Genomic DNA, 25,838 nt, shown 5'->3' with positions numbered 1-25,838 from the left:
GCATGCAGGGTCAAGCCCTAGGCTACCGTCCAGTGTCCGCGATGGCGTCAGAGGTGAGAGACAGGGGTTTAGTCTTCAGAACAGGGTCAGGCACCTAAGGGAGCCGCAGAAACTCACCTGTCTCTCGTGGAATGGTAGCTAACCATCCCAGGGCTCAAGATACAAGGGAGCCGAAGGCGGACGACGATGACGACGGGGCAGTCCGGAGCGAAGGCTCCGGACCGCAATCGTAGCCCCGCCCACCGCACACCGACACCGCCAAGCGCGACTCAAGAACGACAACCCACCAACCTACTCAAGCTTAATATCCGCCTTCCTGATCAACTCCCGCCACTTAACAACCTCGCCCTTAACAAACTCCCCAAATTCCCCAGCACTCCCAGGCTTAGGCTCAGCCCCAGCCGCCAACATAGCCTTCGCCGTCCCCGCGTCAGACAAGACCTTCACCAAATCGGCATTCAGTTTGGAAACGATCTCCCCCGGCGTTCCCTTAGGCGCCATCAGTCCGCTCCAGGAATACGCCTCGTAGCCCGGCAACCCCGACTCTGCAATCGTCGGCACGTCCGGCAGCATGCTCGACCGCGTCGGATTGCCGACCCCTAGCGCGCGCACCTTGCCCGTCTTCAGATGCGGCACGGCGGAAGGCCCGTCGGCGAACATCACTTGTACCTGGCCGCCCAGCAGGTCTTGCATCGCCGGTGCGCTGCCTCGGTAGGGGATGTGCTGGATCTTGACGCCTGCCATCGCGTTGAAGAGCTCGCCCGCCAGGTGCGTGCCGCCACCGGTGCCCGACGAACTGAACGACAGTTTTCCCGGGTTCGCCTTCGCATAGTCGATCAGTTCACTCACCGAATTCACCGGTAGCGATGGGTTCACCACCAGTACGATCGGGAAGACCGCCGCCATGCCGACCGGCACGAAATCGCGCGTGATGTCGTACGTCAGGTTGTCGCGCAGGCTCGGCAGCACCGCGTGGTGGATCGAGGCGAAGAAGAAGCTGTAACCGTCAGGCTCGGCCTTGGCCGCGAACTGTGCGCCCACGATGCCGCCTGCACCCGAGCGGTTGTCCACGACCGTGGGTACCGACCACAAGTGGCCCAGGGGTTGGGTCGTGAAACGGGCGGTCGTGTCCACCGGGCCGCCGGCGGGAAACGGTACGATGAAGGTCACGGCGTGGCCGGGCCAAGTGGCAGCGCGGGCGAACTTGGGAAGCATGGCGGTGGCGCACGCGGCGCCCAGCCCCGCGATGACGCGGCGGCGTTGAGGATCTTGCAAGGCGGTCTCCTGAGGGTCGTTCTTGTCGGTGGCCTGGCCGCAAACCGCACCTGAACCACGCGGTGCCCTGCCGCCTGCCCGCCCCGTCTTCTGCGTTGCCATGCATCCTGCCTGGCCGGGGCTTTTTTTATTATTTGCCGCCGCGCCGCGTTTGCCGCTACACATTTTCAAAAGCCCCTCTTTCGCCGGCCTGCCGCGTTCGCTCAGCGGACACAATCTGCGGCGGTGCCACGCGAAAAAAGGGGTCGTGTCGAAGCTTGCTTTCGTTTACGTCGAGGGGCCTGAGCGAGCGGCACCCACGCAGCAGATCCAACTGGAATCCGCCCCTGCCCCGCGGCTACTGCCCGCGCGCCGCGCGTTGCACGTGTTCGATGAAGCACTCGGCAAAGCTGGGCAGGTCGCGGCCGCGTTGGCGGCACAGCAGGCGGTCGCGCAGGGCCCAGGGGTCTTCCAGTTTCAGCACGTGCAGCGCGTCGGGACGGCTGTAGCGCGCGGCGCAGGCACGCGGCACCACGGCGATGCCGGCGCCGGCCTCCACCATGCGGCACACGGCTTCGAAACTGCCCACGTGCACGCGTTGGCAGATGCGCTTGCCCAGGCCGCTGGCGATGTCTTCCAGGAAGGTCTGGATGGCGCTGTCAGGGTGGATGCCGACGAACTGGTAGGCATCCACCAGGTCGACGAAATGCGCCGACGTCGAGGCCGCCAGAGGGTGGTTCAGCGACGTCACCACCGTCAGTTCGTCACGGAACAGCGGGGTGACGTCCAGGCCCTCCACGTCGATATTGCCGGCCACCAGGCCGAGGTCACCGGCGCCGGCACGGATCGCGATGACGATGTCGCCCGAGATCTTTTCTTCGAGCTCCACGTCCACGTCGGGGTTTTCCGCCAGGAAGGTCGACAGCGCGTCGGCCAGGAAGGAATTGGTGGCGGTCGTGTTGGCCAGCAGGCGCAGCCGGCCTTTCAGGCCACTGGCGTAGGGCTGCAAGTCGGCGTTCAGGCATTCGAGCTGGCGGAACACGGCGTTGGCGTGCTTGAGCAGCACCTCGCCCGCGGGCGTCAGGGCCACCCCGGTGGCCATGCGCACCAACAGGCGCGCCTTGAAGGCCTCTTCCATGTGCTTGACCCGCGCGCTGGCGGCGGGAAGCGACAGGAACGTGCGTTCGGCCGCACGCGTCAGATTCAGCGTCTCTCCCACGTTCAGGAAGAGCCGCAGGTCAGTCAGATCATGTCTCATGTTCCACCACACAGAAGGGGGGCATTTCTAATTTTGAATTCTTCGAATGCCGTCACGAACATACCATGGGGCAACCCCGTAAACCATCGGGTTTGACGCGGAACTGTCTTCCATGCGGCGCGCGCGCCGCGGCACAGGAGTAGGCCCAATGAGCGGTATTGTTTCCGGCAAGGTAGTGGTCGTGACGGGCGCGGGCGGCGGCATCGGCCGTGGCGTTGCGCTGGCCATGGCGCAGGCGGGCGCCAAGGTGGTGGTCAACGATATCGGCGTCTCGCTCGCCGGCGAAGGCGGCGGCGACGGCCCGGCGCACGCCGTGGTGCGCGAGATCAATGCGGCGGGCGGACAGGCGGTGGCCAACACCGACAGCGTGGCGGCCTACGACAGCGCCAGCCGGATCGTGCAGACGGCCATCGACGCCTTCGGCCGCATCGATGCGGTGGTGAACAACGCCGGCAACCTGCGCGACCGCGTGTTCCACAAGATGAGCGAAGAAGAGTGGCGCCAGGTCATCGACGTGCACCTGAATGGTTCGTTTTTCATGAGCCGCGCGGCGGCGCCGTATTTCCGCGAACAGGAATCGGGCGCCTTCGTGCACATGACGTCGACCTCGGGCCTGATCGGCAACTTCGGCCAGGCCAATTACGCGGCCGCCAAGCTGGGCATCGTGGCATTGTCCAAGTCCATCGCGCTGGACATGGCGCGCTACCACGTGCGTTCGAACTGCATCGCGCCGTTCGCCTGGAGCCGCATGACCAGCTCCATTCCCGCCGAGACCGACGAGGAAAAGGCGCGCGTCGAGAAACTCAAAAAGATGGAAGCCGGCAAGGTCGCGCCCCTGGCCGTGTACCTGGCCAGCGACGCGGCCAGCGAAGTCACCGCGCAGATCTTTGCGGTACGCGCCAACGAAATCATGCTGATGAGCCAGCCGCGCCCCGTGCGCAGCGTGCACCACAGCGATGGCTGGACGCCTGAAAGCATCGGCGAGATCGCCGTGCCCGCCATGCGCAAGCACTTTCATGCGTTGGAGCGTTCGCCCGACGTGATCGACTGGGACCCCATCTGAGACCGCCATGCCGCTGGACTACGCAACCGTGAAGCACTGGCGTTTCGATGACGTGCGCCAGCACTACGAAGACAAGGACACCATGCTGTATGCGCTGGGCATCGGCCTGGGGCAAGACCCCGAAGACAGCCGCCAGCTGCGCTACGTGTACGAAAAAGGCCTGCAGTCCTTTCCGACCATGAGCGTGGTGCTGAGCTACCCCGGCTTCTGGATGAGCGACCCGCGCGCCGGCATCGACTGGGTACGCCTGGTGCACGGCGAACAGCGCATGACGCTGCATGCGCCCTTGCCCACGTCCGGCACGGTCATCGGCAGGAGCCGCATCACGCATGTGATCGACAAGGGCGCGGACAAAGGCGCCATCGTCATCACCGAGCGCACGTTGCACGACGAAGCCGGCACCCACCTGGCGACGCTGCAACAGAGCACGTTCTGCCGCGGCGACGGCGGCTTTGGCACGGGTGATGCCAGCCCCGAGCCGTTGCCCGCCGCACCGGACGGCGAACCCGACCGGCGTTGCGAATTGCGCATTCCGCCGCAAGCCGCCTTGCTGTACCGGCTGAATGCGGATCGCAATCCGCTGCATGCCGATCCCGAGGTCGCGCACCAGGCGGGCTATGCGCGTCCGATCCTGCATGGGTTATGCACCTACGGCGTGGCGGCGCACGCCATCGTCAAGACCTGGTGCGACTACGACGCCGCGCGCCTGACCCGGCTGGACGCGCGCTTTTCGGCGCCCGTGTACCCCGGCGAAACGCTGCAATGCGACATGTGGCGCCTGGCCGGCGGCCAGATCCGCTTCATCGCCCGTGCGCGGGAACGTGGCACTGTCGTCCTCACTCATGGCGCCGCCGAGGTGCAGGCATGAGCCGCGCGCCCGCCCTGGACGGCATCCGCGTGCTGGACCTGTCGCGCATCCTGGCCGGCCCCTGGTGCACCCAGAACCTGGCCGACCTGGGCGCCGACGTCATCAAGATAGAGCGGCCGCGCGTCGGCGACGACACCCGTGCCTGGGGCCCGCCGTTTCTCAAGGATGGCCAGGGCGTCGACACCAACGAGTCCGCCTACTACCTGAGTGCCAACCGCAACAAGCGCTCGGTCGAGGCCGACATGGCCACGCCCGAAGGCGCCGCGCTGATCCGCGAGCTGGCGGCCGTCAGCGACATCCTGGTCGAGAACTTCAAGGTCGGCGGCCTGGCCAGGTATGGGCTGGATTACGCCAGCCTGCAGGCCATCAATCCGCGCCTGATCTACTGTTCGGTCACCGGCTTCGGCCAGGACGGCCCGTTTGCCCGCCGCCCCGGCTACGACTTCATGATCCAGGGCATGGGCGGGCTGATGAGCATCACCGGCGAGCGCGACGACCTGCCCGGCGGCGGTCCGCAAAAAGCAGGCGTGGCCGTCACCGACATCGTGACCGGCATGTACGCGACGGTGGCGATCCTGGCCGCGCTGCAAGAGCGCCACCGCAGCGGCCTGGGCCAGCATCTGGACATTGCGCTGCTCGACAGCCATGTGGCGCTGCTGGCCAACCAGAATTCGAACTACTTCAATTCGGGCGTGGCCCCCACCCGCGCCGGCAACGCGCACCAGAACGTGGTGCCCTACCAGGTATTTGCCGCCTGCGACGGCCACCTGATCGTCGCCACCGGGAACGAATCGCAGTACCGCGCGTACTGCACGGCCATCGGTGCCGCCGAGCTGGGCGACGATCCGCGCTTTGCCACCAACCGGCTGCGCGTCACGAACCGGGACACGCTGGTGGCGCTGCTGACCGAGATCATGGGGCAAGGCAAGCGCGATGACTGGATTGCCAAGCTTGAAGCGGTGGGCGTGCCTTGCGGACCGATCAACGATATTGCCCAGGCATTTGCGCACCCGCAGGTCGCGGCGCGGCAATTGCGGCGCGACCTGCCGCATCCCTCTGGCGGCGTGGCGCCGGTGACCGCCAGCCCGCTGCGGTTGTCGGCGTCGCCCGTGGTCTACCGGCGCGCGCCGCCGTTGCTGGGCCAGCACACCGAGGAAGTGCTGCGCGACGTGCTGGGTAAATCGCCCGAGGCCATTGCCGCGTTCACCCGACGCAACGCACGCTAGGCGCGGGCCGGCTTCGCGCCCGCCTGGCGCGCCCCGGCCCGCGTCAGGCCGCCGCGTCCAGCATCCAATGGCGCGAGGCGAACCACCCGAGAAACACGCGCGCGCCCTACTCGCCCACCTCATGCTGCGGCAACGTCGCGCCGCGCGCCGCCTGCTGCAAGCCGCGCATGACCGGACGGAACAGCGCCTGGAACGCCGCCCCCTGCGCCGCCAGGTGCGCCTGCATGGCAGCGATGGTCTCATCCCGCTCGGCCGGCGCCGCCAGCGACAGGAAGAACACCGCCTGCCGCCAGGCGATGGCGGTGTTGCGCAGCATGCGGATACGGGCATGCCAGACATCGATCTTCATCTGCTGGCGTGCGCAGAGCCACTCGAACGCGGCAAAGGCCAACTGGCCGTAGCGCTCGTTCAAGGCGGGTCCCAAGCCGGCACCGGCCACCAGCAGCGCCAGGTTGTGGGTGGTCAGGATCTGCTGCTGTTCGATCACCATGCCATTGGCGCCCACCTGCCCGAACCCCGGCGCCACGCCCGCGCGCGCGGCGCACAGCCTGACAAACGCCGCTTCGCCGCGTGCGGGCGACAACGCCAGGATGGCGGGCACCTCCAGCGCGTAGTAACGGGCGTACAGGCTGCCATCCAGCAAGGACGCCGCGCACCGCGCCGCCTCGACGAACTTGGGGCCGAACGCGCCCATGAAGATATCGGCGGCCAACTCCTCGCCCCAGGGCAGGTCGCGGCCGGCCCGTTCGCTCAAGGCGCGCAGCTCTTGCAGCAGCTTGTTGGGCAACGCGGCATGCGGAAAGGCGGTCACGGCCAGGCCCGCGATCTCGGTCAATGCGGCGCCGGCCGCGTCGGCATCCTGCTGCGCCGGCTGGCGCTGGGCTTGGACAGCGGCAATCCAGGGCAGATCACCAAAAGCCGCCTGACGCGCCAGATTCAACAGCAACAGGGACCGCCGGCGCCGGAATGCGCGATAGGCCGCCTCGACCAGCGTCCGCAGCGCGGGATCGGCAAAGCCCGCCCCTTGTTGCGAGGCGGTGACCTGCGGCGTCAAGGTGGCCAGGAATTCGCCCGAGCGTATCAAGCCCCGTTCGACCAATTGCGGCAGCGTACCGCTCTGGCAGCGCCGCACCCGCCGCGCCACGGGCGCCGGCACGGCCAGCCCTGCCGGCAGACCCGCGTCGCGCGCCTCGGCCGCCGCCAGCGGCGCCAGCACGGGCGTCAGGTCCGGCACGCCGGCCTGTTCGGGATAGTCCCGCAAGCGGGTGGCGACCACCCGCGCCGCCGCGTCAAAGCCCGGCGCGGCGACATCGCCGCGCTGCCGGGTCCGCAGGTCCTGCACCGCCCGCCCGTCCGGCGCGCCGTGCGCCGCCACGTAGTCCTGCACCAGGCGGCGCACCCGCCCCACCTGCCTGCCCGTCAACGTTTCGGCGGCCCGAACGCATTGCGCCAGCAGATCGAACAACTCGCGTTTGTGTCGGTGCCGCCGCGACACGCCGCCCAGCGGCTGCCCGGCCGCCGCCTGCGCCGCCTCGACCTCGCGCACCAGCGCCGCCGCGCGTTCCGCCCAGCCCTCGGGGTACTGCCTGCACGGCCAATCGTCTTGCACCGTTTCCAGGAACAGGGCGACCGCGCGGTCATGGCGCGGCAGCAGCTCATTCACGGTTGCCCGCTGCGCCTGCAGACGCGACGGCGGCGCCAGCGCCGCCAGCAGGCTGGCGACCTCGCCCGCGGTCCTGACATGCAGGTCCGAAGCGGCCGGTTCGTCGCCGGCCCAAGGCGCGGGATAGAAGCGCAGGCGATCGAAGAACGGTGCCAGCACCGCGACCAGGTCGCGCGCGGCCTGCGCCTGCCCTTGCCGCAGCAGCCAGGCCACCGTCAACAGCGCCGCTTCTTCGGGCAGATCGACGTGATAGTCGCCATCGGCCAGGCGCGCCTGCAATTGGGCAATGCCTGTCTCGCCAAGAAAATATGCATTCAGATCGCGCCGCTCGTGGCCCGCGCGGATGCCCGGCGTGCGGGCGGCCAGCTCGCGCTCGAACTCCGTCAGCGGCCCGCCCGCCAGCAGCGCGCCGGTGGCGAACCCGCCCGTGACGACTTCCAGCGTGACCCAGTCGGGAATGCCAGCCAGCGGCGTACGCGAGCCATAGTCGACCGTGCCAGCCAACGCCTGTTCCAGCACCTGTCGCCAGCGCAGCACGCGCTCGGCGGCGCGCTCGCGCACGTCGGGATCGGCGTGGGTCTCGTGGGTCAGGAAGGCCTTGGCGAGCATGGCGGCCGCGTAACCGCTGCCGACCGCACCCGCCTCTGGCGCGTCGTCGTGATGCATCGAGCACCTGGGAGAAAGAGGGATCCGGGAGCTGGAGTCGAACCAGCGCCTATCCAGACTGGAGCCGGATGTTCTACCGCTGAACTATCCCGGAATTGGGGCCAGTATAAACACAGCCCTGCCGCGAAAAAAATCGGCCGCTACAAGAGCGGCCGACTTCGATGCGGACGAGGCTTACGCCACCGCGACCGGAATCTTGCCGATCTTGGCCTGCCATTCCTTCGGGCCGGTCGTGTGGACCGAGGTGCCCTGGGCGTCCACCGCCACGGTCACCGGCATGTCCTTCACGTCGAATTCGTAGATGGCTTCCATGCCCAGGTCGGCAAAGCCCAGCACCTTGGCGCCGCGGATGGCCTTGGACACCAGGTACGCCGCGCCGCCCACGGCCATCAGGTAAGCCGAGCCGTGCTTCTTGATCGCCTCGATGGCGACGGGGCCGCGTTCGGACTTGCCGATCATCGAGATCAGGCCGGTCTTCTCCAGCATCATGTCGGTGAACTTGTCCATGCGCGTCGCGGTGGTCGGGCCGGCGGGGCCCACCACTTCGTCGCCCACCGGATCCACCGGACCCACGTAATAGATGACGCGGTTGGTGAAGTCCACCGGCAGCGGCTCGCCCTTGGCCAGCATGTCCTGGATGCGCTTGTGCGCGGCATCGCGGCCCGTCAGCATCTTGCCCGACAGCAGCAGGGTCTGGCCCGGCTTCCAGCTGGCGACTTCTTCGCGCGTCAGCGTGTTCAGGTCGACCTGCCTGGACTTGTTGTAGTCGGGCGCCCAGTGCACTTCGGGCCACTCGGACAGCGACGGCGGATCCAGGCGCGCAGGGCCCGAGCCGTCCAGCTCGAAGTGCGCATGGCGGGTGGCGGCGCAGTTCGGGATCATGGCGACGGGCTTGGAGGCCGCGTGCGTCGGGAAGGTGCTGATCTTGACGTCGAGCACGGTGGTCAGGCCGCCCAGGCCCTGCGCGCCAATGCCCAGCGCGTTGACCTTCTCGTACAGCTCGATGCGCAGCTCTTCCAGCTTGTTCTGCGGGCCGCGGGCCAGCAGTTCGTACATGTCGATATCTTCCATCAGCGACTGCTTGGCCATCAGCATGGCCTTTTCGGCGGTGCCGCCGACGCCGATGCCCAGCATGCCCGGCGGGCACCAGCCGGCGCCCATGGTCGGGACCGTCTTGAGCACCCAGTCCACCAGCGAGTCGCTGGGGTTGAGCATGGCGAACTTGGACTTGTTTTCCGAACCGCCGCCCTTCGAAGCCAGCTGCACGTCGACCTTGTCACCCGGGACAAGCTCGACGTGCAGGATACAGGGCGTGTTGTCGCGGGTGTTCTTGCGGGCGAACAGCGGATCGTCCAGCACCGAAGCACGCAGCGGATTGTCCGGGTTCAGGTAGCCGCGGCGCACGCCTTCGTCGCACAGTTCCTGCAGCGTGCGCCTGGTGTCGAAGCGCACTTCCATGCCGACCTTCAGGAACACGTTGACGATGCCGGTGTCCTGGCACAGCGGACGCTTGCCTTCGGCGCACATGCGCGAGTTGGTCAGGATCTGGGCCATCGCGTCGCGCGCGGCCGGGCTTTCCTCGCGCTCGTAGGCGCGGGCCAGGTGGCGGATGTAGTCGACGGGGTGGTAGTAGCTGATGAACTGGATGCCATCAGCGATAGACTGGATGAAGTCTTCTTCTTTGATGAGGACGGACATGGCGATATGCGAGTTACGAAGGGAACGTGAAAACGCGGCCGGCTAGCCGGCCGCGGAATGAAAGAAGAATTTTTTTGCCGCCGGGCCGCCCCAAGGCAAAAAGGCCCCCCCGGGGGGCAGCTAGCTCGCATAGCGAGCGCGGCGTGGGGGCACAAATTTTGCCGCCGGGCCGCCCCAAGGCAAAAAGGCCCCCTCGGGGGGCAGCTAGCTCGCGCAGCGAGTGCGGCGTGGGGGCAAGATTCATTTACCCTGCCAGACGGGCTTGCGCTTCTCGGCAAAGGCGGTGGCGCCTTCTTTCGCATCGGCCGACGCGAAAATATGGGCGATCAGCGGCCGCTGGCGGTCGAACATCTCGTCCTGGTTCCAGTCGCCCGACTGCGCCACGATGCTCTTGGCGGTCTGCACCGACAGCGGGCCGTTCTCGACGATGGCGCGGGCCAGTTCCAGCGCGCCGGCCAGGGCGCCGCCGGGTTCGGTCAGGCGGTTGACCAGGCCGAAGCCGTAGGCGCGCTCGGCGGTCAGCATGTCGCCGGTCAGGATCACTTCCATGGCGATATGGTAGGGCAGGCGACGCGGCAGGCGCAGCATGCCGCCGGCGCCGGCCACCAGGCCGCGCTTGACCTCGGGCAGGCCGAACTTGGCGTTGCTGGCAGCCACGATCAGGTCGGACGCCAGGGCCATTTCGCAGCCGCCGGCCAGGGCATAGCCTTCGACCGCGGCGATCAGGGGCTTCTTGGGCGGCGCTTCGTTCAGGCCGGCGAAACCGCGGCCTTCCACATACGGACGCTGGCCCGACTTGGCAAAGGCCTTCAGGTCCATGCCCGACGAGAACGTGCCGCCCGCGCCCGTCAGGATGCCGATGCGCACGTCGTCGCGGCTGTCCAGCTGGTCCAGCGCGGCGGCCATGGCCTGCGCGGTTTCCAGGTTGATGGCGTTCTTGGCTTCGGGACGGTTGATCGTGATGATCTGGATGCCGTCGGCGACTTCCACCGTGATCAGGTCAGACATGCGGATGCTCCTTCCAGGGGTGTTGGTTTTATATAAGACTGGGCGTCAACCCGGAATGATACGACCAATGGTTGGCCGCCGCAGGCACGCGGCCGGCCGGTGTCCGCCAGGAGCACGCCAGCTGCCGCAACCCGCCATCCGTCCCCGGCAGGCCGTTCCATGGCGAGGCGACGCCGGAAAATGTAACGGCGGGGATGTCGCCCCATTTCCGGGGGCCGGCCCCCGCCCTGCCCCGGGCCAGTTAAAATGCCCGGTTTCCCACGCCCACGGCAGACGTCGCCCGGCGACCGAATTCCAAGAATCCTATGCTCACCTTTCAGCAAATCATCCTTACGCTCCAGGAATACTGGGACAAGCAGGGTTGCGCCCTGCTGCAGCCCTACGACATGGAAGTCGGCGCCGGCACCTCGCACACGGCCACGTTCCTGCGGGCCATCGGGCCGGAACCCTGGCGCGCCGCCTACGTGCAGCCCTCGCGCCGCCCCAAGGATGGCCGCTACGGCGAAAACCCCAACCGCCTGCAACACTATTACCAGTACCAGGTGGTGCTGAAACCCGCGCCCCCGGAAATCCTGGACCTGTACATCGGTTCGCTCAAGGCGCTGGGCATCGACCCCACGCAGCACGACATCCGCTTCGTCGAAGACGACTGGGAAAACCCCACCCTGGGCGCCTGGGGCCTGGGCTGGGAAGTCTGGCTCAACGGCATGGAAGTCACCCAGTTCACCTACTTCCAGCAAGTGGGCGGCCTGGACTGCACCCCGACCACCGGTGAAATCACCTACGGCCTGGAACGCCTGGCCATGTACCTGCAGGACGTGCAAAGCGTGTACGACCTGGTCTGGACCGAAGGCGCCAACGGCAACCGCGTGCTGTACCGCGACGTCTTCCACCAGAACGAGGTCGAGCAATCCACCTATAACTTCGAGCACTCGTCGGCCGAAATGCTGTTCTCGCATTTCAACGACTACGAAGCCGAAGCCAAGCGCCTGATGGACGTGCCCCTGGCGCTGCCCGCCTACGAGGCCGCCCTGAAGGCCGCGCACACCTTCAACATGCTGGACGCGCGCGGCGCGATCAGCGTGACCGAACGCGCCGCCTACATCGGCCGCATCCGCAACCTGTCGCGCGCCGTCGCGCAGGCCTACTACGATTCCCGCGAACGACTGGGCTTTCCCATGCTGGGCCGCGACAAGGCCGCCGGGGAGGCTGCATAAATGACGACGAACATCCGCCCGCTGCTGGTCGAACTGCTGACCGAAGAACTTCCGCCCAAGGCCCTGCAGAAGCTGGGCCAGGCCTTTGCCGAAGGCGTGCGCGCCACGCTGCAGCGCCACGGCCTGCTGGCCGACGGCTGCGCCGTGCAGGCATTTTCCACGCCGCGCCGCCTGGCCGTGCACCTGTCGGCCGTGCTGGCCCAGGCGCCCGACCAGGCCTACGCCGAAAAGCTGATGCCCGTGAAGATCGGCCTGACCGAAGACGGCAAGGCGACCCCGGCGCTGCAGAAGAAGCTGGCCGCCAAGGGCCTTGAGAACATCGACCTGGCCACCCTGGAACGCGAATCCGACGGCAAGCAGGACTACCTGGTCGCCCGCGGCACCGCCCCCGGTGCGCAGCTGGCTGTCGGCCTGCAGGAAGGCATCGACGCGGCCATCGACGGCCTGCCGATCCCCAAGGTCATGCGCTACCAATTGGCCGACGGTGTCACCACCGTGAAGTTCGTGCGCCCGGCGCACGGCCTGGTCGCGCTGTTCGGCGCCGACGTGGTGCCGGTCACCGCGCTGGGCCTGACCGCCGGCCGCGAGACGCTGGGCCACCGCTTCATGAGCAGCGGCGCTGTCTCGTTCGCCAACGCCGACGTCTACGCTGCCACCCTGGCCGAAAAGGGCCATGTGGTGGCCTCGTTCGAAGGCCGTCGCGACGAGATCCAGCGCCAGTTGCTGGACCACGCCGGCCGCCTGTCCGCCACCCTGGGCGACGACCCGGAAGTAGCCGCGCTGCTGGACGAAGTGACCGCCCTGGTCGAACACCCCACCGTCTACGTGGGCCAGTTCGAGGAACAGTTCCTGCAAGTGCCGCAGGAATGCCTGATCCTGACCATGCGGTTGAACCAGAAGTACTTCCCGCTGTTCGACCCGGCCACCGGCCGCCTGACGCACCGCTTCCTGATCGTGAGCAACATGCACACGGACAACCCGGTGAACATCGTCGAAGGCAACCAGCGCGTGGTGCGCCCGCGCCTGGCCGACGCCCAGTTCTTCTTCGAAACCGACCGCAAGACGCCGCTGGCCGCGCGCGTCGAGCAACTGGGCTCGATCGTCTACCACAACAAGCTGGGCACCCAGCTTGAACGCGTCGAACGCGTGCGTGCCATCGCCCGCGACGTGGCCGGCAAGCTGGGCAGCGACGTCACCGCCGCCGATCGCGCCGCGCTGCTGGCCAAGGCCGACCTGGGTTCGAACATGGTGGGCGAATTCCCCGAACTGCAAGGCATCATGGGCGCCTACTACGCCGCCGGCGACGGCGAGCCGGACAGCGTCGTGCAAGCCCTGCGCAGCCAGTACCGCAACCGCTACGACGCCCCCGTCACGCAAGACGGCCTGACCGCCGCCACCCTGTTCATCGCCGAGCGCGCCGAAACCCTGGTCGGCATCTGGGCCATCGGCCTGGCGCCCACCGGCGAACGCGACCCCTTCGGCCTGCGCCGCGCCGCGCTGGGCTTGATCAGCGCGTTCGAGCAACTGGCCGCGGGCGGCTGGCTCAAGCTCAACCAGGACGGCCCGCTGTCGCTGGACGGCCTGCTGGCCGCCACGGCCGCCACCTTCCCGGCCGGCAAGATCCCCGCCGAGACGCTGGCGGAAGTGCGCACCTTCATCTACGAGCGCTACCGCAACCAGCTCATCAACGACCACGACCGCAATGCGGTCGAGGCCGTCATCGCCCTCGCGCCGCCGCTGCACCAGGTGGCCGAGCGCGTGCGCGCCGCCGCCGCCTTCGCGCAGTTGCCCGAAGCCGCCAGCCTGGCCGCCGCCAACAAGCGCATCGGCAACCTGCTCAAGAAAGCCGAAGGCGAGATCGGCGCGGTCAACGACGCCGCCCTGGTCGAGCCCGCCGAAAAGGCGCTGGCCGCCTCGATTGCCACGCTGCGCCCGCAAGCCGAGGCGCAACTGGCGGCCGGCGACTTCGCCGCCAACCTGCGCACTCTGGCCCAGGCCCGCGAACCCGTCGACGCCTTCTTCGCCGACATCATGGTCATGGCCGACGACCCCGCCGTGCGCGCCAACCGGCTGGCGCTGCTGGGCCAGTTGCACGCCCTGATGAACCAGGTGGCTGACATCTCCAGGCTGGCACAGTGAAACTCATCATCCTCGACCGCGACGGCGTCATCAACCAGGACAGCGACGCATTCGTCAAGAATCCCGACGAATGGATCGCCCTGCCCGGCAGCCTGCAGGCCATCGCCCGCCTGACCCAGGCGGACTGGACCGTGGTTGTCGCCACCAACCAGTCGGGCCTGGCCCGCGGCCTGTTCGACATGGACACGCTCACCGCCATCCACACCAAGATGCGGCGCGAGCTGGCCGCGGCCGGCGGCAGCGTCGATGCCGTCTTCATGTGCCCGCATGGCCCGGACGACAACTGCACCTGCCGCAAGCCGCGACCCGGCATGTTCGAGCAGATCGGCCACCGCTACGACGTCGACCTGGCCGGCGTGCCGGCCGTGGGCGATTCGCTGCGCGACCTGCAGGCCTCCAGCGCGGCGGGCTGCTCGCCCTGGCTGGTGCTGACCGGCAACGGCAAGAAGACGCTGGCAAAAGGCGGCCTGCCCGACAACACGCGGGTCTGCGACGACCTGTCGGCCGTGGCCGACGCCCTGCTCCAGGACAACTGATGGCCCGGCTGCGCTCGTTCCTGTATTTCCTGTTCCTGGCCATCACGGTCATCCCCTACGCCTTCGCCTGCATCCTGTGGGCGCCGCTGCCGCTGCACCTGCGCTACAAGCTCACGGTCGGCTGGCCGCGCCTGGCCATCTGGGGCGCCAAGGTGTTCTGCGGCATCCGCTGGCAGGTCAAGGGCTGGGAAAACCTGCCCGACGGCCCCGCCGTACTGCTGTCCAAGCACCAGTCGGCCTGGGAAACCCTGTTCTTTCCGGCCTACATGCCGCGCGAAGTCTGCTTCGTCTACAAGAAAGAACTGCACATGGTGCCGTTCTTCGGCTGGGGCCTGGCGCTGCTGCGCATGATCGCCATCGACCGCGCCAAGGGCCGCGACGCCTTCGAACAGGTGGTCAAACAGGGCCAGACTCGGCTGGACGAAGGCCGCTGGCCGCTGCTGTTCCCGGAAGGCACCCGCGTGCCGCCGGGCAAGACCGCACGCTTCAAGATGGGCGGCGCCCTGCTGGCCTCGCGCACCGGCGCGGTCGTCATTCCGGTCGCGCACAATGCCGGCGAATGCTGGCGGCGAAACGCCTTCGTCAAATATCCGGGCCTGGTTACGCTATCCATCGGTCCCGCGATAGAATCCAAGGGAATCTCCCCCGAAGAACTGAACCAGAAAGTGCAAGACTGGATCGAAGGGGAAATGCGGCGTCTCAACCCTGAAAGGTATGGCCAGCACTGATCAGCTCGAACTTCTGTTCGACGTGCACGACCACGACGCGCCCTCGGGCGCGTCGCCGCTGAACGCGCGCCCCCCAGCTCGGCCCTCAGTCCCACGCGCTGCCCCGCCTGACGTCCACCCGCAGTCTGCGCTGTTGTTTCCCGCCGCATCGCCTGTCGCGCCCCCTGCTGTTACGCCCCCTGCGGCCGCGCCATCCGCCCCCAAGCCTGCCGGCGAGCCGTTGCTGACGCTGTCACCCAACGCCGCCTCGCGCGTGCCCACGCCCTGCCCCGATCCCATGCCGCCTGGCGCCCGCTGGCGCGAGGTCGACACCGACCCGCAACCCATCGGCTTCGTGCTGCTGCGCTCGCGTCGCCGCAGCATCGGCTTTGTCATCACCGACGACGGCCTGCGCGTCACGGCGCCCAACTGGGTCACGCTGGCGCAGATCGACGACGCCGTGCGCGAAAAAGCCCGCTGGATCGTCGCCAAGCTGCGCGAATGGCACACCCGCAAGCAACAGCTGGCCATGGCGCATACGCGCTGGCAGGCCGGCGGCGAACTGCCCTACCTGGGCAAGCGCATCGTGCTGGGCGTGGGGGGTGACAGCCGCCAGACCTACCTCTCGGGTGAAGCCGACGCCCCCGCCGATGGCGACACGCTGTGGCTGGCGCTGCCCGCCACGGCCGACCAGGGCCGCATCCGCGATGCCGCGCAGGCCTGGCTGCAACAGCGTGCCGGCGCCTGGTTCGGCGCGCGGCTGGCGCACTTCCTGCAGATCAGCGGCCTGAAGATCCGCCGCTGGCGCCTGTCGTCGGCGGCCACGCGTTGGGGCTCGTGCACCAGCGACGGCAACATCATGCTGAACTGGCGCCTGATCCACTTCGCGCCGGCCATCATCGATTACGTGATCGCGCACGAACTTGCTCACTTGCGCGAAATGAACCACAGCCAGGATTTCTGGCGCGAAGTGGGCCAGATCCTGCCCGACTTCGAAGAAGCCAAGAACGTGCTGCGGCGCCACGATCCCGCCTCGCTCCCCCAATTCTAGGAATGGCGCGAGGCGACTTTGCGACCCCCTCGGAGACACCAAAAATGCTGCTGCTGATTCCCGGCCCGGTCACGACCGATGCCCGGGTGAAGGCCGCCATGGCGCAGGATTACGCGCCCTGGGACAACGAATTCCGCGCGCTCTACCGCAAGGTCTGCGCCGGCGTGCTGCGCGTGGCCCAGGCCGACGCCGCCCACCACGAAGCGCTGGCGCTGCCGGGCTGCGGCCATTTCGCGGTCGAAGCCGCGATCCGCACCTTCGTCCCCGCGGGCGGACGCCTGCTGGCGCCGTCCACCGGCGCCTACGCCAGCCGACTGCAGAAGCTGGCGGCCGACGCGGGCCGCATCGCCGTGCCGCTGGCCGTCGGCGCACGCGAACGCGTCGATCCGCAAGCCGTGGCGCGGGCGCTTGAACAAGACCCCACGCTGACCCATGTGGCGCTGGTCTACAGCGAAACCGGCAGCGGCATCTGCCACGACGTGCCCGAACTGGCCCGGGTGGCCCACGCCCTGGGCCGCCGCGTCATCGTCGACGCCGTGTCGGCCTTCGGCGCGCTGCCGCTGGACCTGGCTGCCCTGCCGGCCATCGATGCCGTCGTGCTCACCGCCAACAAATGCCTGGAAGGCCTGCCCGGCGCCGCCTTCGTCGTGGCCCGCCGTGACCGCCTGCAAGCCGCCCAGGGCAACGCCGGCAGCTGGTCGCTGGACCTGGCCGACATCTACCAGCACACGCTGGCGCCCAACGCCGGCCCGCGCTTCACCCCGCCCGCCCCGACGCTGGCGGCGCTGGCCGTGGCGCTCGATCTGTATCACCAGGAAGGTCGCGAAGCCCGCCTGGCGCGCTACACCGCCAACATGCGCACGCTGTACGAGGGCGTGGCCGGCCTGGGCCTGACGCCCTACCTGCCGCCCGACCTGCAAGGCCCTATCGTCGTCAACGTGCATGCGCCCGACGCCCCGACCTGGAACCTGCAGCTGTTCGTCGATGCGCTCAAGCAGCGCGGCTTCATGCTCAGCAATTTCACCAACACCGAACAACCCACCTTCCGGGTCGGCTGCATCGGCGCCTTCGGGCCCGACCAGATGCGGCTTGCGGTCGACGCCATGGGCGGCGCGCTGCAAGACCTGGGCATTTCCAGGGACCACGCCGGGCATGCCCGGTTCGTCCCCCATCCCCTCACCGCCTAAGGATTTTCCCCATGCGTATGCTCCACACCATGCTGCGAGTCGGCAACCTCGACAAGTCCATCGATTTCTACACCAACGTGCTCGGCATGCGCGTCCTGCGCCGCAACGACTACCCCGACGGCAAGTTCACCCTGGCCTTCGTGGGCTACCAGGACGAATCCGAAGGCGCCGTCATCGAGCTGACCCACAACTGGGACACCGACAAGTACGACCTGGGCACCGGCTACGGCCACATCGCCCTGGAAGTCGACAACGCCTACGACGCCTGTGACAAGGTCAAGGCGCGCGGCGGCAAGGTCACCCGCGAAGCCGGCCCGATGAAGCACGGCACCACCGTGATCGCATTCGTGGAAGATCCGGACGGCTACAAGATCGAGTTCATCCAGAAGAAAGGACGCGTGGACTGAAGCCCCCACGCCATCGCCATGATCCACACCATCCTGAAAATGGGCGATCCCCGGCTGCTGCGCGTGGCGCCGCCGGTCGAGCGCTTCGATACCCCCGAGCTGCACGCCCTGATCGCAGACATGTTCGAGACCATGGCGGCGGCGCAAGGCGTAGGCCTGGCCGCGCCGCAGATCGGCGTGGACCTGCAACTGGTCATCTTCGGCTTTGACCGCAACGAGCGCTATCCCGACGCGCCCGCGGTGCCGCAGACCATCCTGTGCAATCCCGTCATCACGCCGCTGTCGGACGAGATGGAAGACGGTTGGGAAGGCTGCCTGTCGGTGCCAGGCCTGCGCGGCATGGTGCCGCGCTACCGCCACATCCACTACCGCGGCAAGGATCCCTACGGCCGCGACATCGAGCGCGAAGCCGACGGCTTCCATGCCCGGGTGGTGCAGCACGAATGCGACCACCTGATCGGCCGGCTGTATCCGTCCCGGATCCAGGATTTCACGAAGTTCGGCTTCACGGAAATCCTGTTCCCGGGCATGGACCCGAATCAGGACGACTGATCGGCAGGCGGTGTCGGCGCGGGCTTGACGTCCGTGCCGGCATCGGCCGTGGCCGCGGGCTCGTGTGCCGGCGAGGCTTCGGTCTTGGCCGCGGGCTCGCGGCCCGGCGTGGCTTCGGCCTCTGCCGCCTGCGGCGACAGGTCGCGCGGCGCGAAATCATCCACTTGCAGCACCCGCGACACGATCGCCTCGGCCTCTTCCAGCTGCGCCGCCTGCGATGCCGAGATCGCGCCATGGCGATGCGCCTCGCGCCAGTCGCGCACCCCCGACTGCTTGAGCCGGTCGCGGATCGGCTGCACCGCATCCACCACCGCAAAGGCGCGCGTCAGCAGCGCCAGCGGATCATCGTCTTGCGCACTGTCGGCCGCCGCCCGTTGCAGGTCGGCCGCCAACCGCACGTGGGTGGGCGACGGTTTGAGCAGCAGTTCGGCGCATTCGCGGGTCAGCGCGTCGTCCGGCCCCTTGGCCAGCCGCAGCGGCAGGATAGCCGCCCGCAAGCCCCAGGCCATCACCCGGCCGGGCAAGTTCGACAGCACCTGGTCCATGCGTTTTTCGATTTCCGCGTAGCCCTGTTGCAGGCACCAATGCACCAGCGGCAGGTCGTCGTGCTTGCGGCCTTCGTCTTCCCAGCGCTTGAGCACCGCCGACAGCAGGTACAGCTCGGACAGGATGTCGCCCAGCCGCGCCGAGATCATCTCGCGGCGCTTCAGCCCGCCGCCCAGCTGGGCCAGCGTGGCATCCGCCAGCAGCGCGAAGCCGGACGCATAGCGCCCCAGCCGGCGATAGTGCCGGGCGGTGGGTCCGGACACCGGCGACGGCGCCAGGACGCCGCCCGTCCAGGCGCGGCCGATGGCACGCAGCGCATTCATGCCGGTGTGCCGCAAGTGACGCCAGAACACGTCATGGAAGACCTCCATGCCGCGCTCTTCGTCGGGGTTGCCCAGCGCCAGCATTTCCGGCATCAGGTACGGATGGGCACGGATGGCACCCTGGCCGAAGATGATCAGGTTGCGGGTCAGGATGTTGGCGCCTTCCACCGTAATGGCGATGGGCACCGCGCGGTACAGCGCACCCAGGTAATTGCTGGGCCCGTCGATGACCGCCCGGCCGGCATGCACGTCCATGGCGTCGTTGACCGACACCCGCATGCGTTCGGTGGCGTGGTACTTCATGATGCCCGACACCACCGCGGGCTTCACATCCTGGTTCAGCGCCGCGCAGGTCAACCGGCGAGCGGCTTCCACCAGGTAGGCATTGCCCGCCAGGCTGGCCAGCCTTTCCTGCACGCCCTCGAACTTGCCTACCGGGATGCCGAACTGTTCACGCACCCGGGCATACATGCCGGTGGCGTGGGCGCTCATGACGCAGGCGGCGGCCGACAGCGATGGCAGCGAAATGCCGCGCCCCGCAGCCAGCGCGCTCATCAGCATCTGCCAGCCGTGGCCGGCGTGCTCGGCCCCGCCGATCAGGGCGTCCAGCGGCACGAACACGTCGTGGCCGCGGTTGGGGCCGTTCTGGAACACCTGCATGGCCGGCAGGTGGCGGCGGCCGATCTCGACACCGGGCGCGTCGGTGGGCACCAGCGCCACCGAAATGCCGATGTCGCGCGCGCCGCCCAGGATGCCATCGGGGTCCGACATCTTGAATGCCAGCCCCAGCACCGTGGCCACCGGCCCCAGCGTGATGTAGCGCTTGTGCCAATTCAGCCGCACGCCGATCAGCTCGCGGCCGTCGATGACCTGACGGCAGACGACACCGGTATCGACCATGGACGCGGCGTCGGACCCCGCTTCGGGGCTGGTCAGCCCGAAGCACGGCACCTCGCGGCCATCGGCCAGGCGGGGCAGCCAGTAGTCGCGCTGGGCGGGCGTGCCGAACTGCAGCAGCAGCTCGCCCGGTCCCAGCGAATTGGGCACCATCACAGTGACCCCGGCGGTGATGGAATAGGCGGAAATGCGCCGCACCACTTCGGAATGCGCGTAAGGCGAAAAACCCAGCCCGCCGTAGCGCTTGGGAATGATCATGCCGAAAAAGCGCTGTGCCTTCAGAAACGCCCAGACCTCGGCCGGCAGGTCGCGCCGGTTCCAGGTGATGTCCCATTCGTCCAGCATGGCGCACAGCTGCGCCACGGGGCCGTCGATGAAGCGCTGTTCGTCGGGCGTCAGGGTGGCGGCGGGCACATCGAGCAGCTTGCGCCAATCGGGGTTGCCGGTGAACAGGTCGGCATCCCACCAGGTGTCGCCAGCCTCGATGGCTTCGCGTTCGGTGGGCGACAGCGGCGGCATGGCCTTGCGGGCCCAACGGTAAGCGGGTTCGGAGATGCGGCGCCGGCGCCATGCGTTCAAATCCATGTGCTCCCCTTCTTGTTCGATGCCACTGGGCGTATCGGGTCAAAGTACCAGAATTGGGGGGCCGGGGCCAAGCTGGAGCGGGCTGACTCTGCGACAATGGGCCTCCCCTTTGCGGGAACGCAATCAACCGCTATCCAGGCACACGCCGCATGCTGAACAAACTCTGGCTGGGCTTTTTCCTGACGGCCACCGCTGCCGCCCTGTACCGCTGGCTGGCCATCGGCGAGCCCGACGTCTTTCGCGCCATGGTCGCCAGCCTGTTCGACATGGCGCGCATCTCGGTCGAAGTCATGGTGCTGCTGTTCGGCACCCTGACGCTATGGCTGGGGTTTCTGCGCATCGCCGAGCGCGCGGGCCTGGTCGAGAAGCTGGCGTGGCTGCTCGGCCCGCTGTTCGCCCGGCTGATGCCGGAGGTGCCGCGCAACCATCCGGCCATCGGCCTCATCACGCTGAATTTCGCCGCCAACGGACTGGGACTGGACAATGCCGCCACGCCCATCGGCCTGCGTGCCATGCGCGAGCTGCAATCGCTCAACCCCAAGCCGGACACCGCCACCAACGCGCAGATCCTGTTCCTGGTGCTGAACGCGTCATCATTGACGCTGCTCCCGGTGACCCTGTTCATGTTCCGCGCCCAGCAAGGCGCGGCCGATCCCACCTTGGTGTTCCTGCCGATCCTGCTGGCCACCAGCGCATCCACGCTGGCCGGCTTCCTGGCGGTGGCGGCCTGCCAGCGCCTGCGGCTGGCCGACCCGGTCATCCTGCTGTGGCTGGGCGGCGTGGCGCTGGTGCTGGGCGGCTTCATGGCGCTCCTGGCCAGCATGTCGGCCACCGCCATCGCCGCGCTGTCGTCGCTGATGGGCAACCTGGCCCTGTTCGGCATCCTGCTCGCCTTCCTGGTGGTGGGCGCCTGGAAAAAAGTGCCGGTCTACGAGGCCTTCATCGAAGGCGCCAAGGAAGGCTTCGACATCGCCAAGAGCCTGTTGCCGTACCTGGTGGCGATGCTGTGCGCGGTGGGCGTGTTGCGGGCCTCCGGCGCGCTGGACTTCCTGCTCGATGGCATTCGTTGGGTCGCCGCCCACGCCGGCTGGGACACGCGCTTCGTGGATGCCCTGCCCACCGCCCTGGTCAAGCCGTTCTCGGGCAGCGCAGCCCGCGCCCTGATGCTCGAGACCATGACGCACTTCGGGGTGGACAGTTTTCCGGCGCTGCTGGCGGCAGTGGTGCAAGGCAGCACCGAAACCACCTTCTACGTGCTGGCCGTGTACTTCGGTTCGGTCGGCATTTTGCGTGCGCGCCATGCGGTCGGCTGCGCGCTGGTCGCCGACCTGGCCGGCGTGCTCGCGGCCATCGGTGTGTGCTACTGGTTCTTCGGCTGAACGCCCGCGGCGCCGGTCCTGATCCGGACCGACGCCGCAGCCCGATCAATCGACCAGCAGGATCTTCATGCCATTGGTGCCGCCGCTGTCGCGGTAGAAGTCGCCCTTGGTCAGGATGACCCAGTCGCCCTCTTTCACCAGGTTGCGCTTCTTCAGTTCATCGATGGCGGCGTTGCTCAGGTCGGCCGGCTCGTAGTCGGACGGTGCGAACGGAATGGTGTAGACGCCGCGGAACATGGTGACGCGATTCTGCGTGACGCTGTGCGGGCTGTAGCAGTAGATCGGCACGCCGGAGCGGATGCGCGACATGATCAGCGGCGTGTGGCCGCTTTCGGTCAGCGCGATGATCGCCTTCACGCCCGGAAAATGGTTGGCCGCATACATCGCCGCCAGCGCGATGGTCTCGTCGCAGCGGGTGAAGGTTTCGCCCAGGCGATGGTGCGACTTGGTGCTGGTGGGGTGCTTTTCGGCGCCCAGGCACACGCGCGCCATGGCCTGCACGGTCTCGACCGGGTATTGGCCCGAGGCGCTTTCGGCCGACAGCATCACTGCATCGGTGTAGTCCAGCACCGCGTTGGCCACGTCGGACACTTCGGCCCGCGTGGGCATCGGGCTGGAAATCATGGACTCCATCATCTGGGTCGCGGTGATCACCACCTTGTTCAGCGTGCGTGCGTGCTGGATGATGCGCTTCTGGATGCCGACCAGTTCGGCGTCGCCCACTTCCACGCCCAGGTCGCCGCGTGCCACCATCACGCCATCGCTGGCGCGGATCAGCGCGTCCAGCGCCTCGTCGTCGGCCACCGCTTCGGCGCGTTCGATCTTGGCGATGATCCAGGCCTCGCTGCCCGCCGCGCGCAGCAGCTCGCGCGCTTCGTCGATGTCGCTGCCGTAGCGCGGGAACGACACGGCAACAAAGTCCAGCTGCATTTCGGCGGCCAGCTTGATGTCGACCCGGTCCTTGTCGGTCAGGCTGGGCGCGGACAAACCGCCGCCGCGCCGGTTGATGCCCTTGTTGTTGGACAGCGGGCCGCCCACCGTGACGGTGGTGTGGACCTCGTCGCCTTCGACCCGGTCCACCACCAGCACCACGCGACCATCGTCGAGCAGCAGCTCGTCGCCCACGCGGCAGTCCTGCACCAGTTCGGGGTAATCAATGCCTACGATGCTGGCCGTGCCGGCGTCTTTCGGATACACGCGCGACAGCGTGAACGGCTGGCCCACTTGCAGGTGCACCAGCTTGTCGGTGAAGCGCGCGATGCGGATCTTGGGGCCTTGCAGATCGCCCATGATGGCCACGAAGCGGCCTTGCCGCGCCGCGGTCTCGCGCACCAGGCGGGCGCGTTCGCGGTGATCGTCGGCGCTGCCGTGCGAGAAGTTCAGCCGTGCGACGTCCAGGCCCGCCTTGATCATGGCGTCGATGCGTTCTGGCGTCGACGTCGACGGGCCCAGGGTGGCGACAATTTTGGTGCGGCGCAATACAGGCATGGCGATCCACTCTCACATGAACAACGAAAGCGTTATGGTACGCCGCCCGCGAACGCGCGGGTATCATGGTCAACACCCTGACACCCTCTCTGCCGCCGCCATCGTGAAAATCGTCATCGCTCCTGACTCGTTCAAAGAAAGCGTTTCCGCACCCGTTGCCGCCGCGGCCATCGCGCGCGGCGTCAAGGCCGCCTTTCCCGGCGCCCAGACCGTCTGCATCCCCATGGCCGACGGCGGCGAAGGCACGGTGCAGGCCGTGCTGGCCGCGGCGGGCGGCCAGGCGCGGCAACGCACGGTCAACGACGCGCTGGGCCACAAGGTCGATGCCATCTGGGGCCTGCTCGATGACGGCACGGCCATCATCGAAATGGCCGCGGCGGCCGGCCTGGAACTGATCGCGCCGTCCAAGCGCGACCCCCTGCGCGCCAGCAGCCACGGCGTGGGTGAATTGATCGTGGCCGCGCTGGACGCCGGCGCCAAGCACATCATCCTGGGCCTGGGCGGATCGGCCACCAACGACGGCGGCGCCGGCATGCTCACCGCGCTGGGCCTGCGCCTGCTCGACAAGGACGGCCGCAGCTTGCCGCCCGGCGGCGGCGCACTGGGCCAACTCGCCAGCATCGACGCGCGCGGGCTGGATGCGCGCCTTGCCAACGTCCGCTTCGACATTGCCTCCGACGTCGACAATCCCCTGTGCGGGCCGCAAGGCGCATCCCATGTGTTCGGTCCGCAAAAAGGCGCTACGCCCGAGCAGGTGCAGACGCTGGATGGCATGCTGTCGCACTTCGCCGATGTCTGTGCGCGCCAGTTGGGCGCCGACCACCGCGACGAGGCCGGCGCGGGCGCCGCGGGTGGACTGGGCTTTGCCGCCAAGACCTTCCTCAATGCGCACTTCCGCCCCGGCGTCGACATCGTCGCCGAACTCGGCGGCCTGGCCGCGGCCATGGAAGGCGCCACGCTGGTGTTTACCGGCGAAGGCCGCATGGACGCCCAGACCCTGCGCGGCAAGACACCGGCCGGCGTCGCCCGCATCGCGCGCCAGGCCGGTGTGCCGGTGGTCGCCCTGGCCGGTTCGCTGGGCGAGGGTTACGAGGCCCTGCACGCCGGCGGCATCAGCGCCGCCTTCAGCCTGGCGCCCGGCCCCATCACGCTGCAGCAGGCGCTGGCCGATGCCGAACGCCTGCTGCACGATCGCGCGCGCGATGTCATGCAGCTATGGATGGCAGCGCAAAAGCGCATGCTGTAGTCCTTCGCGCTTTCACGACACGAAAAAAAGCCCGCGCGACGCGGGCTTTCTTGGGGGGATGCAGCGTCAGCCGCGCTGCAGGATGCCGGCCTCGACCAGCGCATCGGACAAGCGGATGTATCGGTCCACCGAAATGTCTTCGGCACGCGCCGTCGGCGCGATATCCAGCGCTTCCCAGGGCACCTGCGGTGCCCAGTCGGCCAGCACCCGGCGCAGCATCTTGCGACGCTGCGAGAACGCACGGGCCACCACCGTTTCGAAGGCGCGTTCGCTGACCGGCCGCAGGCGGTCGGCCGGCAACGGCACCATGCGCACGATGGCAGACACCACCTTGGGTGGCGGATCGAAGGCCTCGGGCGGCACGTCGAACAGCTTATGCATGCGGTAGCGCGATTGCAGCATCACCGACAGGCGGCTGAAATCGCCGCTGCCAGCCTGCGCCACCATGCGATCGATCACTTCGCGCTGCAGCATGAAGTGCTGGTCGCGGATGTGGTCGGCCCAGGTCATCAGGTGAAACAGCAGCGGACTGGAGATGTTGTACGGCAGGTTGCCCACCACGCGCAGGCCCTTGCCGAACTGCGAGAAATCCACGGTCAAGGCATCTGCCTCGACCACCGTCAGGCGATCGGGTTCGAATTGCTTGCGCAGGCGGGCCGCCAGATCGCGGTCGATTTCAACCGCGGTCAGGTGGTCCAGCCGTTCGAGCAGTGGCCGGGTCAGGGCAGACAAGCCGGGGCCGATCTCGACCACGGTATCGTCGCGGGCGGGCCCGACCGCCCGGACGATGGACTCGACCACGCTCTCGTCGGTCAGGAAGTTCTGGCCAAAGCGCTTGCGCGCCTGGTGTGAAGACATGAAAAGCCCGGGCTGG

21 protein-coding genes and 1 tRNA gene are annotated in these 25,838 nt (G+C 68.0%); 13 read left to right on the top strand and 9 right to left on the bottom strand.

Going from position 1 to position 25,838, the window contains the following annotated elements:
• Nucleotides 1-291: 291 nt before the first annotated feature.
• Both AC6LJ2_RS06750 and AC6LJ2_RS06745 read right to left on the bottom strand, forming a co-directional pair.
• Nucleotides 292-1,275 carry a Bug family tripartite tricarboxylate transporter substrate binding protein gene (locus AC6LJ2_RS06750; RefSeq protein WP_498151056.1) on the bottom strand — a complete coding sequence of 328 codons (984 nt, stop codon included), beginning with the start codon at nt 1,273-1,275 and terminating at the stop codon, nt 292-294.
• Nucleotides 1,276-1,612: 337 nt separating this feature from the next.
• Nucleotides 1,613-2,512: a LysR family transcriptional regulator gene (locus AC6LJ2_RS06745; protein ID WP_263913905.1), complete on the bottom strand. Its 900-nt coding sequence runs from the start codon at nt 2,510-2,512 to the stop codon at nt 1,613-1,615.
• Between the two features lie 148 nt (nt 2,513-2,660).
• Here AC6LJ2_RS06745 and AC6LJ2_RS06740 point away from each other — a divergent pair, with 148 nt between their 5' ends.
• From AC6LJ2_RS06740 to AC6LJ2_RS06730, 3 genes are read left to right on the top strand one after another with little or no spacing between them, the layout of a single operon-like run.
• Nucleotides 2,661-3,575 carry an SDR family NAD(P)-dependent oxidoreductase gene (locus AC6LJ2_RS06740; RefSeq protein ID WP_263913903.1) on the top strand — a complete coding sequence of 305 codons (915 nt, stop codon included), beginning with the start codon at nt 2,661-2,663 and terminating at the stop codon, nt 3,573-3,575.
• 7 nt (nt 3,576-3,582) lie between these two features.
• The gene (locus tag AC6LJ2_RS06735) at nt 3,583-4,443 is read left to right on the top strand and encodes a MaoC/PaaZ C-terminal domain-containing protein (RefSeq protein ID WP_498151055.1); all 861 of its coding nucleotides are present in this window, start codon (nt 3,583-3,585) and stop codon (nt 4,441-4,443) included.
• Nucleotides 4,440-5,669 (top strand): CaiB/BaiF CoA transferase family protein, encoded by a 1,230-nt coding sequence (locus AC6LJ2_RS06730; protein WP_263913901.1) that lies wholly within the window; start codon nt 4,440-4,442, stop codon nt 5,667-5,669. The genes AC6LJ2_RS06735 and AC6LJ2_RS06730 overlap by 4 nt, the downstream gene beginning before the upstream one ends.
• A gap of 106 nt (nt 5,670-5,775) precedes the next feature.
• On the opposite strand, the gene AC6LJ2_RS06725 is transcribed toward AC6LJ2_RS06730, so the two are convergent.
• The 4 genes from AC6LJ2_RS06725 to AC6LJ2_RS06710 form a co-directional block, all read right to left on the bottom strand.
• A complete protein-coding gene (locus tag AC6LJ2_RS06725; RefSeq protein WP_498151054.1) occupies nt 5,776-7,998 on the bottom strand; it encodes a hypothetical protein in 2,223 nt (740 codons plus the stop codon).
• 22 nt (nt 7,999-8,020) lie between these two features.
• A tRNA-Trp gene (locus AC6LJ2_RS06720) sits at nt 8,021-8,092 on the bottom strand.
• Between the two features lie 80 nt (nt 8,093-8,172).
• Nucleotides 8,173-9,696: a fumarate hydratase gene (locus tag AC6LJ2_RS06715; RefSeq protein WP_263913899.1), complete on the bottom strand. Its 1,524-nt coding sequence runs from the start codon at nt 9,694-9,696 to the stop codon at nt 8,173-8,175.
• Between the two features lie 240 nt (nt 9,697-9,936).
• Nucleotides 9,937-10,704, bottom strand: a complete 768-nt coding sequence (locus tag AC6LJ2_RS06710) for a crotonase/enoyl-CoA hydratase family protein (protein WP_498151053.1) — start codon at nt 10,702-10,704, stop codon at nt 9,937-9,939.
• A 305-nt stretch (nt 10,705-11,009) separates the two neighbouring features.
• Here AC6LJ2_RS06710 and glyQ point away from each other — a divergent pair, with 305 nt between their 5' ends.
• From glyQ to def, 8 genes are read left to right on the top strand one after another with little or no spacing between them, the layout of a single operon-like run.
• A complete protein-coding gene (gene glyQ / locus AC6LJ2_RS06705; RefSeq protein WP_025136700.1) occupies nt 11,010-11,921 on the top strand; it encodes a glycine--tRNA ligase subunit alpha in 912 nt (303 codons plus the stop codon).
• A complete protein-coding gene (gene glyS / locus AC6LJ2_RS06700) occupies nt 11,922-14,060 on the top strand; it encodes a glycine--tRNA ligase subunit beta (RefSeq protein WP_445658214.1) in 2,139 nt (712 codons plus the stop codon).
• On the top strand, nt 14,057-14,596 hold the full coding sequence (gene gmhB / locus AC6LJ2_RS06695) for a D-glycero-beta-D-manno-heptose 1,7-bisphosphate 7-phosphatase (RefSeq protein WP_025136698.1): 540 nt from the start codon (nt 14,057-14,059) through the stop codon (nt 14,594-14,596). The genes glyS and gmhB overlap by 4 nt, the downstream gene beginning before the upstream one ends.
• Nucleotides 14,596-15,324, top strand: a complete 729-nt coding sequence (locus AC6LJ2_RS06690; protein ID WP_263913896.1) for a lysophospholipid acyltransferase family protein — start codon at nt 14,596-14,598, stop codon at nt 15,322-15,324. The genes gmhB and AC6LJ2_RS06690 overlap by 1 nt, the downstream gene beginning before the upstream one ends.
• A complete protein-coding gene (locus tag AC6LJ2_RS06685) occupies nt 15,311-16,354 on the top strand; it encodes a M48 family metallopeptidase (protein ID WP_445658212.1) in 1,044 nt (347 codons plus the stop codon). The genes AC6LJ2_RS06690 and AC6LJ2_RS06685 overlap by 14 nt, the downstream gene beginning before the upstream one ends.
• A gap of 44 nt (nt 16,355-16,398) precedes the next feature.
• Nucleotides 16,399-17,541 carry a 2-aminoethylphosphonate--pyruvate transaminase gene (locus tag AC6LJ2_RS06680; protein ID WP_498151052.1) on the top strand — a complete coding sequence of 381 codons (1,143 nt, stop codon included), beginning with the start codon at nt 16,399-16,401 and terminating at the stop codon, nt 17,539-17,541.
• 11 nt (nt 17,542-17,552) lie between these two features.
• A complete protein-coding gene (gene gloA, locus AC6LJ2_RS06675) occupies nt 17,553-17,948 on the top strand; it encodes a lactoylglutathione lyase (protein WP_263913893.1) in 396 nt (131 codons plus the stop codon).
• A gap of 18 nt (nt 17,949-17,966) precedes the next feature.
• Nucleotides 17,967-18,500, top strand: coding sequence for a peptide deformylase (def, locus tag AC6LJ2_RS06670; RefSeq protein ID WP_498151051.1), 534 nt, complete (start codon nt 17,967-17,969; stop codon nt 18,498-18,500).
• On the opposite strand, the gene AC6LJ2_RS06665 is transcribed toward def, so the two are convergent.
• On the bottom strand, nt 18,488-20,851 hold the full coding sequence (locus AC6LJ2_RS06665; protein WP_498151050.1) for an acyl-CoA dehydrogenase: 2,364 nt from the start codon (nt 20,849-20,851) through the stop codon (nt 18,488-18,490). The genes def and AC6LJ2_RS06665 overlap by 13 nt on opposite strands.
• Before the next feature lie 149 nt (nt 20,852-21,000).
• On the opposite strand from AC6LJ2_RS06665, the gene AC6LJ2_RS06660 reads away from it, so the two are divergent.
• Nucleotides 21,001-22,230 (top strand): nucleoside recognition domain-containing protein, encoded by a 1,230-nt coding sequence (locus tag AC6LJ2_RS06660; protein WP_498151049.1) that lies wholly within the window; start codon nt 21,001-21,003, stop codon nt 22,228-22,230.
• A 45-nt stretch (nt 22,231-22,275) separates the two neighbouring features.
• Here the strand turns inward: AC6LJ2_RS06660 and pyk are convergent, their stop codons facing one another.
• Nucleotides 22,276-23,718, bottom strand: a complete 1,443-nt coding sequence (gene pyk / locus AC6LJ2_RS06655) for a pyruvate kinase (RefSeq protein ID WP_263913889.1) — start codon at nt 23,716-23,718, stop codon at nt 22,276-22,278.
• Nucleotides 23,719-23,821: 103 nt separating this feature from the next.
• Here pyk and AC6LJ2_RS06650 point away from each other — a divergent pair, with 103 nt between their 5' ends.
• Nucleotides 23,822-24,964 carry a glycerate kinase gene (locus tag AC6LJ2_RS06650; protein ID WP_263913888.1) on the top strand — a complete coding sequence of 381 codons (1,143 nt, stop codon included), beginning with the start codon at nt 23,822-23,824 and terminating at the stop codon, nt 24,962-24,964.
• Between the two features lie 66 nt (nt 24,965-25,030).
• Here the strand turns inward: AC6LJ2_RS06650 and rsmA are convergent, their stop codons facing one another.
• The gene (gene rsmA / locus AC6LJ2_RS06645) at nt 25,031-25,822 is read right to left on the bottom strand and encodes a 16S rRNA (adenine(1518)-N(6)/adenine(1519)-N(6))-dimethyltransferase RsmA (protein WP_263913887.1); all 792 of its coding nucleotides are present in this window, start codon (nt 25,820-25,822) and stop codon (nt 25,031-25,033) included.
• Between the last annotated feature and the right edge of the window lie 16 nt (nt 25,823-25,838).

It is taken from the genome of Achromobacter sp. 1014246743, assembly GCF_059760725.1.
The sequence above is the reverse complement of the archived record's forward strand: the minus strand, read 5'-3'. Positions and strand labels throughout refer to the sequence as shown.